The sequence below is a fragment of the Caballeronia arvi genome, from assembly GCF_001544695.2.
Classification (GTDB): domain Bacteria; phylum Pseudomonadota; class Gammaproteobacteria; order Burkholderiales; family Burkholderiaceae; genus Caballeronia; species Caballeronia arvi.
This window is the reverse complement of record NZ_FCOM02000013.1, coordinates 126,048-140,206: the sequence shown is the minus strand read 5'-3', so window position 1 is coordinate 140,206 and position 14,159 is coordinate 126,048. Positions and strand designations below refer to the sequence as shown.

The following is a 14,159-nucleotide window of genomic DNA, read 5'->3' as shown; positions in this document are numbered from 1 at the left end:
AAAGCAATATGGAAAGCAGCGCGCGCATCGCGGCGACAGCGCCGGCGCAACGCTACGGCGCCACGGCGATCGGCCTGCACTGGCTGATTGCGTTGTTGATTGTGGGCGGCTTCTGGCTCGGCTGGATCATGACCGATATCCCCGGCATCACGCCGACGAAGCTCAAGTACTTTTCGTGGCACAAGTGGATCGGCGTGACGGTGTTCGCGCTCGCGTTGCTGCGCCTCATCTGGCGCGCGACGCATCCGACGCCGCCGATGCCCGATGGCATGCCGCGCTGGCAGCAGCAAGCGGCGAATCTCACGCACTTCCTGCTCTATGTGCTGATGCTCGTCATTCCCGCGTCGGGCTATCTGTACAGCTCGGCCGCGGGGATTCAGGTGGTGTACCTCGGCGTCCTTCCGCTGCCGACGATCATCGGTCCGGACAAGGCGCTGAAGGCGACGCTGCGCATCGTGCATGTGGCGCTGAACTACACGCTGCTGTTCTTCGTGGTCATGCACGTGCTCGCTGCGCTGAAGCATCATTTCGTCGATCGTGACGGTTTGCTCGGCCGCATGCTGCCGTTTCTCCGATAAGCACGTCGATTGTTTCTTCGCCGTTGGCAGGACGTTTCCCGGCGGCTGATTGTTCTTGCGTTCTTTTGATTTCCAATACCGGTTTGTTCATTCAGACCGTTTCGAAGCGTTTCGAATCGTTTCAATAGGGCACACATGAAAGTGAAACTCAATCGTTGGATGCTGGCCACGGCAGCTTCGCTCGCTCTCGCGGCCGGCGCGCACGCGCAGGTGGACGTGAGCAAGAGCACGGTGATCGCTACGTCGAAGCAGATGAACGTGCCCACCGATGGCAAGTTCAACAAGTTCACCGCGCAGATCGCGTTCGATCCCGCGAAGCCGACGGCGGGCACGGCGAGCATCACGATCGACACCGGCAGCTACGATCTCGGCGACGACGAGTACAACAAGCAAGTGCGCGGCGCGGAATGGTTCGACGCGGGCAAGTATCCGACCGCGACTTTCGTCTCCAGCGCGATCGCGCCTGCGGGCGGGAACAAGTACAACGTCACGGGCAAGATCACGATCAAGGGCAAGTCGCAGACGCTCACGGTGCCGGTGACGGTCACGCAGCAGGGCGCAACCGAAACCTTCGACGGCTCGCTGCCGATCAAGCGCACCCAGTTCGATGTCGGAACGGGCGAATGGAAGGACACGTCGATCGTCGCGGACGACGTCGTCATCAAGTTTCACATCGTCGCCGCGAAGAAGTGAGCGGCACATATTTCGCGTATCTGCGCATATTTGGTTAGTCAGGAGAACAACTTGAAAAAGCTTTCGATCATCGCTGCGGGCGCGCTCGCAATGGGTCTGTCGTTTGGCGCGTCGTTGAGCGCGATTGCGGCCGACACGTATCAGCTCGACCCGAACCACACCTATCCGAGCTTCGAAGCGGATCACTTTGGCGGCGTGTCGACGTGGCGCGGCAAGTTCAACAAGAGCAGCGGCACCGTCGTGCTCGATCGCGCGGCGAAGACCGGCACGGTCGACGTGACGATCGACGTCGCATCGGTGAATACCGGCAACGTGAAGCTGGACGAGCATCTGCAGAAGGCCGAGTTCTTCGATGTCGCCAAGTTCCCGACGGCCGTCTACAAGGGCACGTCGATCAAGTTCGACGGCGACAAGCCTTCGGAAGTGATCGGCACGCTGACGATGCACGGCGTGACCAAGCCGATCAACCTGAAGGTCGAGAGCTTCAAGTGCTTCGTCAATCCGATGATGAAGAAGGAAGTGTGCGGCGTCGAAGCGACGACGACCTTCGATCGCGGCGACTTCGGGATGGACTACGGCAAGGCTTATGGGTTCAGCCTGAAGACGGTGCTGCATATTCAGGCGGAGGGCGTTAAGCAGTAAGTTCGCTTTCGCTGAATCTCTTGAGAGAACCGCTTCGTGCGTATGCGCGAAGCGGTTTTTTTTTGTGCCTGAATAGCCGCTAATCGAGCTTTATGTCTTGCACGATGAGCGATTGACCGATTGTCTTGCCTCGAAAAGACACAAAAAAGCCGGTCTGGATAGACCGGCTTCAGAAGCTCTCAATTACCGCGCACCACTCAAACCTGCGCTCCCGCATTCGGATCGTTCGGATCGAACTTGTCTTTCTTGTCCTTCACGAGATCCTCGCGCTTCACGCCGAACCACATCGCGAGCGCCGCCGCGACGAACACTGACGAGTAGATGCCGAACAGAATGCCGACGGTGAGCGCCAGCGCGAAGTAGTGCAGCGTCGGGCCGCCGAAGAAGAACATCGACAGCACCATCATTTCCGTACAGCCGTGGGTGATGATGGTTCGCGACATCGTGCTCGTGATCGCGTGGTCGATCACTTCCTTCACCGTCATCTTGCGCTGCTTGCGGAACGTCTCGCGGATCCGGTCGAAGATAACCACCGACTCGTTCACCGAATAGCCGAGCACCGCGAGAATCGCCGCCAGCACCGACAGCGAGAACTCCCACTGGAAGTAGGCGAAGAAGCCGAGGATGATCACGACGTCGTGCAGGTTCGCGATGATGCCCGCGACCGCGTACTTCCATTCGAAGCGGAACGACAGGTAAATGACGATGCCGATCACCACGCACGCGAGCGCGAGCAGACCGTTCGTGACGAGCTCCTTGCCCACCTGCGGCCCGACGAACTCCACGCGCTGCAACTTCACTTGCGCGTTATCGGCCTTGAGCGCGGTCATCACCTGATCGCTTTGCTGTGCGGACGTCAGGCCCTGCTTGAGCGGCAGACGGATCAGAACGTCCTGCGACGTGCCGAAGTTCTGCACCTGTGCGTCGGGGTAGCCGAGCCTGCCCATCGACGCGCGCACGGGCTCGAGCTGCGCGGCTTGCGGATACTGCACTTCGACGACCGTGCCGCCGGTGAATTCCACCGACAGATGCAGGCCGCGATGCATGAGGAAAAACACAGCGACGAGGAACGTCACGAACGAAATCACGTTGAAAATCAACGCGCGTTCCATGAACGGCAAGTCGCGGCGGATGCGGAAGAATTCCATTTGCTTTTTTCTCCGGACTCAAGCGGTCTCAGCGGGACTGGCCCGGCTTCTGTTGATCGACGCCCGGGCCCGAGCGGCGGCGCACCGTCGGCTTGCCGGTGCGCGCGTTCGGCTGACTGGCCGGTTCCGCTGCGCGCGGCGCCGCCACGGCGGTCTTCGTCTTGCCCTTCGCGGTCTTCACGATTTCGTCGACGGGCGATTCGTCGCCGCGTTGCGCCGCGAGATAGGCCGCCGCGGCCGCTTCGGCATTCGTGCCTTCGGGGCGCCACACCTGACCGATCGCGAGCGACTTCAGCTTCTTCTTGCCGCCGTACCACAGGTTCACGAGGCCGCGCGAGAAGAACACCGCCGAGAACATCGACGTGAGAATGCCGATACAGTGCACGACCGCGAAGCCGCGCACCGGACCCGAGCCGAACGCGAGCAGCGCGAGGCCGGCGATCAGCGTGGTGACGTTCGAGTCGAGAATCGTCGCCCAGGCGTGCTTGAAGCCTTCCTGAATCGCGGTCTGCGGCGGCGCGCCGTTACGCAGTTCCTCGCGGATACGTTCGTTGATCAGCACGTTGGCGTCGATCGCCATACCGAGCGCGAGCGCGATAGCCGCGATGCCCGGCAGCGTCAGCGTTGCCTGCAGCAGCGAAAGGATGGCCACCAGCAGCAGCAGGTTGACCGACAGCGACAGCATCGAGAACAGACCGAACAGCAGGTAGTACGCGATCATGAAGATGGCGATCGCGGCGAAACCATACGTGACCGAATCGAAACCTTTCTTGATGTTGTCCGCGCCGAGGCTCGGGCCGACCGTGCGTTCCTCGATGATGTCCATCGGCGCCGCGAGCGAGCCGGCGCGCAACAGCAACGCGAGATCGGTGGCGGCCTGCGCGCTCGGCTGGCCGGTGATCGAGAAGCGGTCGCCCAGTTCGGACTGGATGTTCGCCACCGTCAGCACTTCGCCCTTGCCCTTTTCGAAGAGCACCATCGCCATCGGCTTGCCGATGTTGTCGCGGGACACGCTCGCAATCGCGCGGCCGCCGGCCGAGTCGAGACGGATATTCACCGACGGACGCTGATGCTCGTCGAAGCCCGTGGAAGCATCGACGATGCGGTCGCCAGTGAAGATCACCTGCTTGCGCAGGAGCACGCGGCGATCGCCCTGATTGAACGCTTCGTCGCCCGGCGGCACCGCATCGTTCGGGCCGATGTAGGTGTTGATCGGATCGGCGAGACGCGCTTCGAGCGTCGCCGTGCGGCCGATGATGTCCTTCGCCTTCGCGGTGTCCTGTACGCCCGGCAGTTCGACCACGATGCGATCGGAGCCTTGCTGCTGGATCACCGGCTCCGCGACGCCGAGTTCGTTCACCCGGTTATGCAAGGTCGTGATGTTCTGCTTGAGCGCGCTGTCTTCGACGGTTTTCATCGCGTCCGGCGCGAACGTGCCGACGACCTGGAAGCCATCGGCGCCCTGGCGCGTCGTCCATTGCAGCTCGGCGACGCCCGTCTGGAGCAGCGTGCGCGCGCTGTCCGCTGCGGCCTGATCCGAGAAATTCACGACGACCGATTGCCCGACGCGGTTCACGCCGCCATCGCGGATGTTGCGGTCGCGCAGGTAGGTGCGCGCGTCCGATGCGTCGGAGTCGAGTTTCTTGTTGAGCGCGCCGGCCATGTCGACCTGGAGCAGGAAATGCACGCCGCCGCGCAGGTCGAGACCGAGGTACATCGGCAGCGCATGCAGCGCCGTCAGCCAGCGCGGCGAGGCGCTCTGCAGATTCAGCGCGACGATGTACTGCGGATTGGCGGGGTCCGGGTTCAGCGTCTTCGAAAGCAGATCCTTCACGTGCAGCTGCGTGTCGGTGTCTTTGAGACGCACGCGGATGTTCGCGTTGAGCTGCGAGTTGTCGAAGTTGACTTCGTCGGGCTTGATGTTGCTCGCGGCGAGCGCGGCTTCGACGTTCGAGAGTGTCGACGAATCGAGCTTGACGGTCGCCTTGCCGCTCGACACCTGAACTGCGGGCGCTTCGCCGAAGAAGTTGGGGAGCGTGTACACGAGGCCGATGGCGAGCGCCACCAGCATCACGACATACTTCCAGAGGGGATAACGATTCATGGGGATGGCCGACCGGAAAGTTGGCTTCGGGGGAGAGGGCGTCCGGCGATATGCGCTGCGAGCGGGTCGGGAAGACGCGTGTGGCTCAGTGAGCGAGGCCGCGCCGGACGCGATGGAACCATTGGCCTGACAGCGGGCCTTACAGCGACTTGATCGTGCCCTTCGGGAGAATGGTCGTGACCGACGCCTTCTGCACGGTGATTTCCGTGCCTTCGGCGATTTCCACGCCCACGTAAGCGTCCGACACCTTCGTCACCTTGCCGACGATACCGCCGTTCGTCACGACTTCGTCGCCCTTCGCCATCGCGGAGAGCATGTTGCGATGCTCCTTCTGACGCTTCATCTGCGGACGGATCATGATGAAGTACAGCACCGCGAACATCAGGATCAGCGGCAGGAAGCTCATCAGGCTCGATTCCGCGCCACCGGTTGCGCCTTGTGCAAAGGCATTGGAAATGAACGACACGTTGGTCTCTCCGTTAAAAACGTCAGAAATACGTTCGAAAAACTCGAATGGAAATTAGCCCGGTATTCTACCACTCGGGCATGTCGCGAGACTCCGGAATGCGCTTTGCCATCAAGCCGTTAGGGCGCGGTTTCCTGAAGTATCGCGGCATTTTCCCGCAAGTGATAGAAAGCAGATTGTAATACTTGCCGCGCCATTTCGAGACGTCGCTCAATCGACGCCGCGCGCCCGGTTCTCTGCAAAAGTCTTGCGGAACGCTTCGAACGTATGGTTTTCGATCGATTCCCGCACTTCGCCGATCAGCTGCAGGTAGTAATGCAGGTTGTGGATCGTGTTCAATTGCGCGCCGAGAATTTCGCCCACGCGATGCAGATGATGCAGATAGCCGCGCGTGAAGTTCTGGCAGGTATAGCAGCCGCACGATTCATCGAGCGGTTTCATCGAGTTCTTGTGGGTCGCGTTCTTGATCTTGAGATCGCCGAAGCGCGTGAAGAGCCAGCCGTTGCGCGCATTGCGCGTGGGCATCACGCAGTCGAACATGTCGACGCCCGCCGCCACGCCCGCGACGAGATCCTCCGGCGTGCCGACGCCCATCAGATAGTGAGGCTTGTCGGCGGGCAGCTTCGGGCCGATATGGTTCAGCACGCGCATCATGTCTTCCTTCGGCTCGCCGACCGACAGCCCGCCGATCGCGAGTCCGTGAAAGCCGATCTCGGAAAGGCCCGCGAGCGATTCGTCGCGCAGGTCTTCGAACATGCCGCCCTGCACGATGCCGAAGAGCGCGTTCGGATTGCCGAGCCGCTGAAATTCGTCGATAGAGCGTTTCGCCCAGCGCATCGACATGCGCATGGAGTCCGCGGCGTCCTTGTGCGAAGTCGCGATGCCGTTGGTCGAGTAGGGCGTGCACTCGTCGAACTGCATGACGATGTCCGAGTTCAGCACCTTCTGGATTTGCATTGACACTTCGGGCGACAGAAACAGTTTGTCGCCATTGATCGGCGATGCAAACGTGACGCCTTCTTCCGTGATCTTGCGCAGATCGCCCAACGAAAATACCTGAAAACCGCCGGAGTCGGTGAGAATCGGCCGGTTCCATCCCATGAACTTGTGCAGGCCGCCGTGCGCGCCGATGACTTCGAGCCCCGGCCGCAGCCAGAGGTGAAACGTGTTGCCGAGGATGATCTGCGCGCGAATTTCTTCGAGCTCGCGCGGCTGGATCGCCTTGACGGTGCCGTACGTGCCGACCGGCATGAAGATCGGCGTTTCGACGACGCCGTGATTGAGCGTTAGACGGCCGCGGCGCGCCTGGCCATCGGTCGTCAGCAATTCGAACTTGAGGCCGTTTTCGGGCGGGGTAAATTGACCAGTGGTCATTGATGAAGCTCCATGCAACCGGAGAACAGTCCGGCGCAAAAGTGGTTGAGAAACTCAGTTCTTGCGAGTCAGCAGCATCGCGTCGCCGTAACTGAAAAAGCGATAACGCTGCTTGATCGCGTGCCGGTACGCGTCGCGAATCGTGTCCATGCCGGCGAACGCGGACACGAGCATGAGCAGCGTCGACTTCGGCAGATGGAAGTTCGTCACCAATCTGTCGACGACGCGAAATTCATAGCCCGGCGTGATGAAAATATCCGTCTCCGCCTGGCTGCCGGCGAGCGGCTTGCCTGCGTCGGCGGCGTCGCGGGCGGCGGCTTCCAGTGCGCGCATCGATGTCGTGCCCACCGCGATCACTTTATTGCCGCGGGCCTTCACGGCCGCGATGCGGTCGACGAGCGATTGCGGCAGGTCGTACCACTCGCTGTGCATCTTGTGCTCGGCGATATTCTCGACGCGCACCGGCTGAAACGTGCCGGCGCCAACATGCAGCGTCAGCGTCGCCCGCTCGACGCCTTTTGCATCGAGTTCGGCGAAGAGCGCATCGTCGAAATGCAGGCCGGCAGTCGGCGCGGCCACCGCGCCCGGATTGGCTGCATACACCGTCTGGTAGCGCGTTTCGTCGTAGGCGTCGGCGTCGTGCTCGATGTACGGCGGCAGGGGCAAGCGCCCGTATTGCTCGATGAGCGTCAGGCATTCGGCCGGAAAATGCAGCGTGTAGAACGGTTCGACGCGCTCGCCGACGGTCACGTCGAAAGCGTCCGCGAGCCGGATCGTGCTGCCTTCGGCCGGGCTTTTGCTCGCGCGGATTTGCGCGAGCGCCGTGGTCGCGCCGGCCAGACGCTCGACCAGCACCTCGACGCGCCCGCCGCTGGCCTTCTTGCCGAGAAAGCGCGCCTTCAGGACTTTGGTATCGTTGAACACCAGCAGATCGCCGGCATCGATGAGATTCGGCAACTCGGAGAAGCGCCGGTCGATGAGCCGGGTTTGCGTCATGTCATTGGACACTTCGAGCAGGCGGCTCGCGCTGCGCTCGGCGAGCGCACTCTGCGCGATCAGCTCGGGCGGCAGATTAAAATCGAAATCGGAAAGCGTGAACATGGCTTGAACGTAGCGCGAACGGGCGCGAACGAAGTGTTATCAGGTTCAATCGCGCCGAACAAACCTCATATTGTACTTGCGAAGAGAGTCAATGCCCTTGTCCGACCGCCGCCTCGCCTCGACCGATCCGCTGCCCGTGGAGGAAAGCGAAGCGCCGCGCGCCGCCGCTGCCGCGCGCAAGAAGGCGAAAACGGAGGAAAAACCGAAGCCCGTCGTGAAGACGGCGGACAAGCTCGCCAAGCTCGGACTGAAATCCGATATCGATCTCGTGCTGCATCTGCCGATGCGCTACGAGGACGAAACGCAGCTCACGCCCATCGGCGAGATGATTCCCGGCGATATCGCGCAGACCGAAGGCGTCGTGTTCGACAACGAAATCGCGTACCGGCCGCGCCGCCAGTTGCTCGTGAAAATGCAGGACGACGCCGGCGACGAGCTCACGCTGCGTTTTCTCAATTTCTACGGCTCGCAGGTCAAGCAGATGGCCGTCGGCGTGCGTCTGCGCGTGCGCGGCGACGTGCGCGGCGGCTTCTTCGGACTGGAGATGGTGCATCCGGCGGTGCGTCCCGTCGATGAAGACACGCCATTGCCGCAAGCGCTCACGCCGGTGTATCCGTCGACGGCAGGCATCTCGCAGGCGTACTTGCGCAAGGCGATCGATTCGGCGATCTCGCGTGTGTCGCTGCCGGAGCTTTTGCCTGAACCGATTGCGAACGCGTATCTGAAGCCGCTCGATGTGCCCGGCCTGCTCGACGCAGTGAAGACGCTGCATCATCCGCGCGCGGATTCGGACGAGACCGCGCTCATCGACGGGACGCATCCGGCGTGGACGCGCATCAAATTCGAGGAACTGCTCGCGCAGCAGTTGTCACTCAAGCGTGCGCACGAAGAGCGCCGCACCCGCGCCGCGCCGGCGATGCCGCGCCGTTTGCCGAACGATGAACAATCGCTCGTCGTGCGGCTGCTCAAAGCGCTGCCGTTTGCGCTGACCGGCGCGCAAGAGCGCGTCGTTGGCGAAATCGCGGGAGAGCTCACGCTCGCGCATCCGATGCAACGTCTCTTGCAGGGCGATGTCGGCAGCGGCAAGACCATCGTCGCAGCGCTCGCGGCGGCGCAGGCCATCGACGCGGGTTATCAGGCCGCGCTCATGGCGCCGACCGAAATCCTCGCGGAACAGCACGCGCGCAAGTTGCGCGGCTGGCTGGAGCCGCTCGGCGTGTCCGTCGCGTGGCTCGCGGGCAGCCTCAAGGCGAAGGACAAGCGCGCCGCGCTCGAAGCGGCGGCGCTCGGCACGGCGCAACTGATCATCGGCACGCACGCGATCATTCAGGATGCGGTCGAGTTCGCGCGCCTCGGGCTCGTGATCGTCGACGAGCAGCATCGCTTCGGCGTCGCGCAACGGCTCGCGCTGCGCGCCAAGGCGGCGAACGCGGCGGACGGCGCGCGCGATTTCCAGCCGCATCAACTGATGATGTCCGCGACGCCGATCCCGCGCACGCTCGCGATGACCTATTACGCCGATCTCGACGTCTCCACGATCGACGAATTGCCGCCCGGCCGCACGCCGATCCTGACGAAAGTCGTCGCCGATGGCCGCCGCGACGAGATCATCGGCCGCGTGCGCGAGGCGGCGCTGACCGGGCGGCAGGTGTATTGGGTGTGTCCGCTGATCGAGGAAAGCGAGACTTTGCAGTTGCAAACCGCCGTCGAGACATACGAAACGCTCGCCGCCGCGCTGCCGGAACTGCGCGTCGGGCTGGTTCACGGGCGGCTCGCGCCCGCCGAAAAAGCCGCCGTCATGGACGCGTTCTCACGCAATGAAGTACAACTGCTCGTCGCGACGACGGTGATCGAAGTCGGCGTGGACGTGCCGAACGCATCACTGATGGTGATCGAGCATGCCGAGCGCTTCGGACTCGCGCAGTTGCATCAGTTGCGTGGGCGCGTGGGGCGGGGCAGCGCGGCGTCCATCTGCGTGCTGATGTATTCGAACCCGCTGTCGCAGACGGCGCGCGCCCGCCTGAAGACGATGCGCGAGACCACCGACGGCTTCGAGATCGCCCGGCGCGATCTGGAAATCCGCGGCCCGGGCGAGTTTCTCGGCGCACGGCAATCGGGCGAAGCGATGCTGCGTTTCGCCAGCCTGGAGAACGACGGCTGGCTGATCGAGCCCGCGCGCGCAGCCGCCGACCAGATGCTCAAGTCGTTCCCCGATGCCGTCACGCGTCATCTCGCGCGCTGGCTCGGCGCGCGGGAACAGTATTTAAAGGCGTAGTTGCTGAACTCGCGCTGAACTTGCGACGGTCTTGTCGGTCCCTATTTGGGCGTTACAGGCTCGCTGTTGTCGAAGTGCGGTCAGCGGGTGTATAAGTCAAACCTATCGAATCAATGTATTTCATTGGCCTCCAATGACGCTCACTGAACTGAAGTACATCGTCGCGGTTGCGCGCGAACGGCATTTCGGCCGCGCCGCCGAGGCGTGCTTCGTCAGCCAGCCGACGCTGTCGGTGGCAATCAAGAAGCTCGAAGACGAACTGAACGTGCAGATCTTCGAGCGCGGCACGAGCGAAGTCAGCGTGACGCCGATCGGCGAGCAGATCGTCACGCAGGCGCAGCGCGTGCTCGAACAGACGCTCGCCATCAAGGAAATCGCCAAGCAGGGCAAGGATCCGCTCGTCGGACCGCTCAGGCTGGGCGTTATCTACACGATCGGACCGTATCTGCTGCCTACGCTCGTCAAGCAGATGATCAAAGCCGTCCCGCAGATGCCGCTGATGCTCCAGGAGAACTACACGCTCAAGCTGATCGAGCTTCTGAAGCAGGGCGAAATCGATGTCGCCATCATGGCGCTGCCGTTTCCCGAAACCGGTCTGATGGTGCGCGCGCTCTATGACGAGCCGTTCGTCGTCGCGATGCCGTCGGGCCACGCGTGGGAAAACCGCGCGAAAATCGATCCGGACGATCTCAAGCAGGAAACGATGCTGTTGCTCGGCAGCGGCCATTGCTTCCGCGATCACGTGCTCGGCGTCTGTCCCGAGTTGATGCGCTTCTCGCAGAACGCGGACGGCATCCAGAAGACGTTCGAAGGTTCGTCGCTGGAAACGATTCGCCATATGGTCGCGAGCGGCGTCGGCATCACGGTGCTGCCGCGCATGTCGGTGAGCGAGGTGAAGCCGCATGCGCCGGGCATCGATTCCGGTCTGCTCAGTTACGTGCCGTTCGACGAACCCGTGCCGGACCGACGCGTCGTGCTCGCGTGGCGCAAGAGCTTCACGCGCATGCCTGCCATCGACGCCATTTCGGAAGCGATCGCCAACTGCGATCTGCCGGGCGTCAGGAAACTGGATATGCCCGTCGCGGTCAACTGATCGCGCCTTGCTTCGCGAACGCCGCGCTCTGGAAACGGAGCGCGGCGTTTTCGTTTTCGGTCGCTCGCTCAAGCGAAATCCGTACGAGCTTTGACCTATCGCATATATAAATTTAATCGAATTAAAAATATCGATAGTCTGCGCTACGATCCTCTTCAAGTCGGCGCCGGGCCGACATCAGAAACAAAGAGGATTTCATGACTGCCGCAACCTTCTTCGACCGCTGGGCGAGCCTGCGCGACGTGGCGGTCTCGATCCTTGCCGATTTCGCCCGCGTCGCCTGAGCACGCGCCGCGCATTCATCCAACGCAAACGCAAAAACAGGAGCATCACGATGACGACTCAACGACTCACGACCGCCGCAGGCGCCCCCGTCGGCGACAACCAGAATTCGCAGACCGCGGGCCCGCGCGGACCCGTCACGCTGCAGGACTTCTGGCTCGTCGAAAAACTCGCGCATTTCGATCGCGAAGTGATTCCCGAACGCCGCGTCCACGCGAAAGGGTCCGGCGCGTTCGGCACGTTCCGCGTGACGCACGACATCTCGCGCTACACGAAGGCGAAGCTGTTCGCGGACGTCGGCAAGGAAACGCCGATTTTCATGCGCTTCTCGACGGTCGCGGGCGAGCGTGGCGCCGCCGATGCAGAGCGCGATGTGCGCGGTTTCTCCATCAAGTTCTACACGGAAGAGGGCAACTGGGACGTGGTCGGCAACAACACGCCGATTTTCTTCATCCGCGATCCGCTGAAATTTCCCGACTTCATCCACACGCAAAAGCGCGATCCGTACACGAACCTGCGCAGCAACGTCGCGGCGTGGGATTTCTGGTCGCGTCATCCGGAATCGCTGCATCAGGTCACGATCCTCATGAGCGACCGCGGCATTCCGAAGAATTACCGTCAGATGCACGGCTTCGGCTCGCACACGTTTTCGTTCATCAACGAGGACAACGAACGTTTCTACGTGAAGTTCCACTTCAAGTCGCAGCAAACGCTAGAGAACTACACGGACGCCGAAGCCGCCGCCGTCATCGCGGGAGACCGTGAAAGCGCGCAGCGTGACTTGGTGGATAACATCGAGAACGGCAATTTCCCGCGCTGGAATTTCCGCATTCAGGTGATGACGGAAGCGCAGGCCGCGAACTCGGCGATGAACCCGTTCGACATCACGAAGGTGTGGCCGCACAAGGACTATCCGCTGATCGACGTCGGCGTGATCGAGCTGAATCGCAACGCGCAAAACTATTTCGCGGACGTCGAGCAGGCCGCGTTCACGCCGGCGAACGTGGTGCCGGGCATCGGCTTCTCGCCGGACCGTCTGCTGCAAGGGCGTCTGTTCTCCTATGGCGATACGCAGCGTTATCGGCTCGGCATCAATCATCACCAGATTCCGGTGAATGCGCCGCGTGCGCCGGTAGCGAACCCGTTCCATCGCGATGGCGCGATGCGCACCGACGGCAATCTCGGTGGTCGCGTGAACTACGAGCCGAATCGCTACGGCGAATTCGCGCAGGACGCGAGCGCGAACGAGCCGCCGCTCGCGGGCGGCACGGTGTATCGCTATGACCATCGCGAAGACGACGATTACTACAGCCAGCCGGCCGCGCTGTTCAGGCTGTTCAATGACGCGCAACGCGAGCGCTTCTTCGGCAACATCGCGCGGCACATTCATGGCGTGCCGAACGAGATCGTCGCGCGGCAGATCGCGCATTTCCGTCGCATCGATCCGGCGTACGCGCAGGGCGTGATCGACGCGCTCGCGAAGCTCGGTCAGCTGGTCGACGAGAAGGACACCGCCGCCGTCTGACACGGCGCAACCAAACACGGGAGAACGAACATGTCTCAAGCGTTGAACCACATCGCCCAGGCCGTCGACCAGATCGAAGCGACGAGCCGTCAGGCCTCGCGCGGCGTGCGCGTCGCGATCGCATTCGGCATTGTCGCGGCGGGCTATGGGCTCGTTATCGCGAGCGGCGTGGCCGGCGCCTGAGCGTGACCGATGACGGATGGGTTGCGTCAACAGGGCGCAGCGCACGCGCCCGAAAGCCTTGCCGCGTAATAAAGCGATCCCCATTTCTACGATAAACTGTCGGACGCTCGAAACGCCGCGCGGCAAGACGAAGCGCGCGGCGCTCGCACCGTTCGAATCACTCTCTCACGGAGTCATCATGGCGAAGAAAGGCACTGCACCTGCCGTCAATATCGGCATCAGCGACAAGGACCGCAAGAAGATCGCCGAGGGCTTGTCCCGGCTGCTGGCCGATACGTACACGCTGTATCTGAAGACCCATAACTTCCACTGGAACGTGACGGGTCCGATGTTCAACACGCTGCACCTGATGTTCGAGACGCAATACACCGAACTCGCGCTCGCCGTCGATTCGATCGCGGAACGCATCCGCGCACTGGGCGTGCATGCGCCGGGCAGCTACAGGGACTTCGCGAAGCTGTCGTCGATTCCGGAAGCGGACGGCGTGCCGGCTGCCGAAGACATGATCCGTCAACTGGTGGAAGGCCAGGAAGCGGTAGTGCGCACGGCGCGCGAGATCTTCCCGGCGACCGAAGCCGCGAACGACGAGCCGACCGCCGACCTGCTCACGCAGCGTATGCAGACGCACGAGAAGACCGCGTGGATGCTGCGCGCGATGCTGGCCTGATTGCATCAGTTGATCGTTGAAAGAGCCC

Annotated in this window: 13 protein-coding genes; 8 read left to right on the top strand and 5 right to left on the bottom strand. The window is 62.3% G+C overall.

Features of this window, described 5'->3' with window-relative positions; translation table 11 throughout:
- Positions 1–8: 8 nt before the first annotated feature.
- The 3 genes from AWB74_RS17465 (at position 9) to AWB74_RS17455 (ending at position 1,913) form a co-directional block, all read left to right on the top strand.
- The gene (locus tag AWB74_RS17465; RefSeq protein WP_061147988.1) at positions 9–578 is read left to right on the top strand and encodes a cytochrome b; all 570 of its coding nucleotides are present in this window, start codon (positions 9–11) and stop codon (positions 576–578) included.
- A gap of 135 nt (positions 579–713) precedes the next feature.
- Positions 714–1,271, top strand: coding sequence for a YceI family protein (locus tag AWB74_RS17460; RefSeq protein WP_061147987.1), 558 nt, complete (start codon positions 714–716; stop codon positions 1,269–1,271).
- Between the two features lie 90 nt (positions 1,272–1,361).
- The gene (locus AWB74_RS17455) at positions 1,362–1,913 is read left to right on the top strand and encodes a YceI family protein (protein WP_407642449.1); all 552 of its coding nucleotides are present in this window, start codon (positions 1,362–1,364) and stop codon (positions 1,911–1,913) included.
- 197 nt (positions 1,914–2,110) lie between these two features.
- Here the strand turns inward: AWB74_RS17455 and secF are convergent, their stop codons facing one another.
- The 5 genes from secF to queA all read right to left on the bottom strand — a co-directional run bounded on the left by secF (position 2,111) and on the right by queA (position 8,106).
- Entirely contained in the window at positions 2,111–3,061 is a 951-nt protein-coding gene (secF, locus tag AWB74_RS17450; protein WP_061147985.1) for a protein translocase subunit SecF, read from the bottom strand.
- 28 nt (positions 3,062–3,089) lie between these two features.
- A complete protein-coding gene (secD, locus tag AWB74_RS17445; RefSeq protein ID WP_061147984.1) occupies positions 3,090–5,165 on the bottom strand; it encodes a protein translocase subunit SecD in 2,076 nt (691 codons plus the stop codon).
- 139 nt (positions 5,166–5,304) lie between these two features.
- On the bottom strand, positions 5,305–5,631 hold the full coding sequence (gene yajC, locus AWB74_RS17440) for a preprotein translocase subunit YajC (RefSeq protein ID WP_061123793.1): 327 nt from the start codon (positions 5,629–5,631) through the stop codon (positions 5,305–5,307).
- A gap of 210 nt (positions 5,632–5,841) precedes the next feature.
- Positions 5,842–7,005, bottom strand: coding sequence for a tRNA guanosine(34) transglycosylase Tgt (gene tgt / locus AWB74_RS17435; RefSeq protein WP_061147983.1), 1,164 nt, complete (start codon positions 7,003–7,005; stop codon positions 5,842–5,844).
- A 54-nt stretch (positions 7,006–7,059) separates the two neighbouring features.
- The gene (gene queA, locus AWB74_RS17430) at positions 7,060–8,106 is read right to left on the bottom strand and encodes a tRNA preQ1(34) S-adenosylmethionine ribosyltransferase-isomerase QueA (protein ID WP_061147982.1); all 1,047 of its coding nucleotides are present in this window, start codon (positions 8,104–8,106) and stop codon (positions 7,060–7,062) included.
- A gap of 91 nt (positions 8,107–8,197) precedes the next feature.
- Here queA and recG point away from each other — a divergent pair, with 91 nt between their 5' ends.
- The 5 genes from recG to AWB74_RS17410 all read left to right on the top strand — a co-directional run bounded on the left by recG (position 8,198) and on the right by AWB74_RS17410 (position 14,131).
- Positions 8,198–10,381 (top strand): ATP-dependent DNA helicase RecG, encoded by a 2,184-nt coding sequence (gene recG / locus AWB74_RS17425; RefSeq protein ID WP_061147981.1) that lies wholly within the window; start codon positions 8,198–8,200, stop codon positions 10,379–10,381.
- Positions 10,382–10,514: 133 nt separating this feature from the next.
- Complete coding sequence (locus tag AWB74_RS17420) at positions 10,515–11,474, top strand: hydrogen peroxide-inducible genes activator (RefSeq protein ID WP_061147980.1); 960 nt, start codon at positions 10,515–10,517, stop codon at positions 11,472–11,474.
- A gap of 334 nt (positions 11,475–11,808) precedes the next feature.
- Positions 11,809–13,281, top strand: coding sequence for a catalase (locus AWB74_RS17415; RefSeq protein WP_061147979.1), 1,473 nt, complete (start codon positions 11,809–11,811; stop codon positions 13,279–13,281).
- A 30-nt stretch (positions 13,282–13,311) separates the two neighbouring features.
- Entirely contained in the window at positions 13,312–13,464 is a 153-nt protein-coding gene (locus AWB74_RS46420; protein ID WP_160110268.1) for a hypothetical protein, read from the top strand.
- Between the two features lie 178 nt (positions 13,465–13,642).
- The gene (locus tag AWB74_RS17410) at positions 13,643–14,131 is read left to right on the top strand and encodes a Dps family protein (protein ID WP_061123787.1); all 489 of its coding nucleotides are present in this window, start codon (positions 13,643–13,645) and stop codon (positions 14,129–14,131) included.
- Positions 14,132–14,159: the final 28 nt, after the last annotated feature.

Coding starts and splice junctions, on each gene's coding strand:
- AWB74_RS17465 (WP_061147988.1), top strand. CDS start 9: ATGGAAAGCAGCGCGCGCATCGCGGCGACAGCGCCGGCGCAACGCTAC.
- AWB74_RS17460 (WP_061147987.1), top strand. CDS start 714: ATGAAAGTGAAACTCAATCGTTGGATGCTGGCCACGGCAGCTTCGCTC.
- AWB74_RS17455 (WP_407642449.1), top strand. CDS start 1,362: ATGGGTCTGTCGTTTGGCGCGTCGTTGAGCGCGATTGCGGCCGACACG.
- secF (WP_061147985.1), bottom strand. CDS start 3,061: ATGGAATTCTTCCGCATCCGCCGCGACTTGCCGTTCATGGAACGCGCG.
- secD (WP_061147984.1), bottom strand. CDS start 5,165: ATGAATCGTTATCCCCTCTGGAAGTATGTCGTGATGCTGGTGGCGCTC.
- tgt (WP_061147983.1), bottom strand. CDS start 7,005: ATGACCACTGGTCAATTTACCCCGCCCGAAAACGGCCTCAAGTTCGAA.
- queA (WP_061147982.1), bottom strand. CDS start 8,106: ATGTTCACGCTTTCCGATTTCGATTTTAATCTGCCGCCCGAGCTGATC.
- recG (WP_061147981.1), top strand. CDS start 8,198: ATGCCCTTGTCCGACCGCCGCCTCGCCTCGACCGATCCGCTGCCCGTG.
- AWB74_RS17420 (WP_061147980.1), top strand. CDS start 10,515: ATGACGCTCACTGAACTGAAGTACATCGTCGCGGTTGCGCGCGAACGG.
- AWB74_RS17415 (WP_061147979.1), top strand. CDS start 11,809: ATGACGACTCAACGACTCACGACCGCCGCAGGCGCCCCCGTCGGCGAC.
- AWB74_RS46420 (WP_160110268.1), top strand. CDS start 13,312: ATGTCTCAAGCGTTGAACCACATCGCCCAGGCCGTCGACCAGATCGAA.
- AWB74_RS17410 (WP_061123787.1), top strand. CDS start 13,643: ATGGCGAAGAAAGGCACTGCACCTGCCGTCAATATCGGCATCAGCGAC.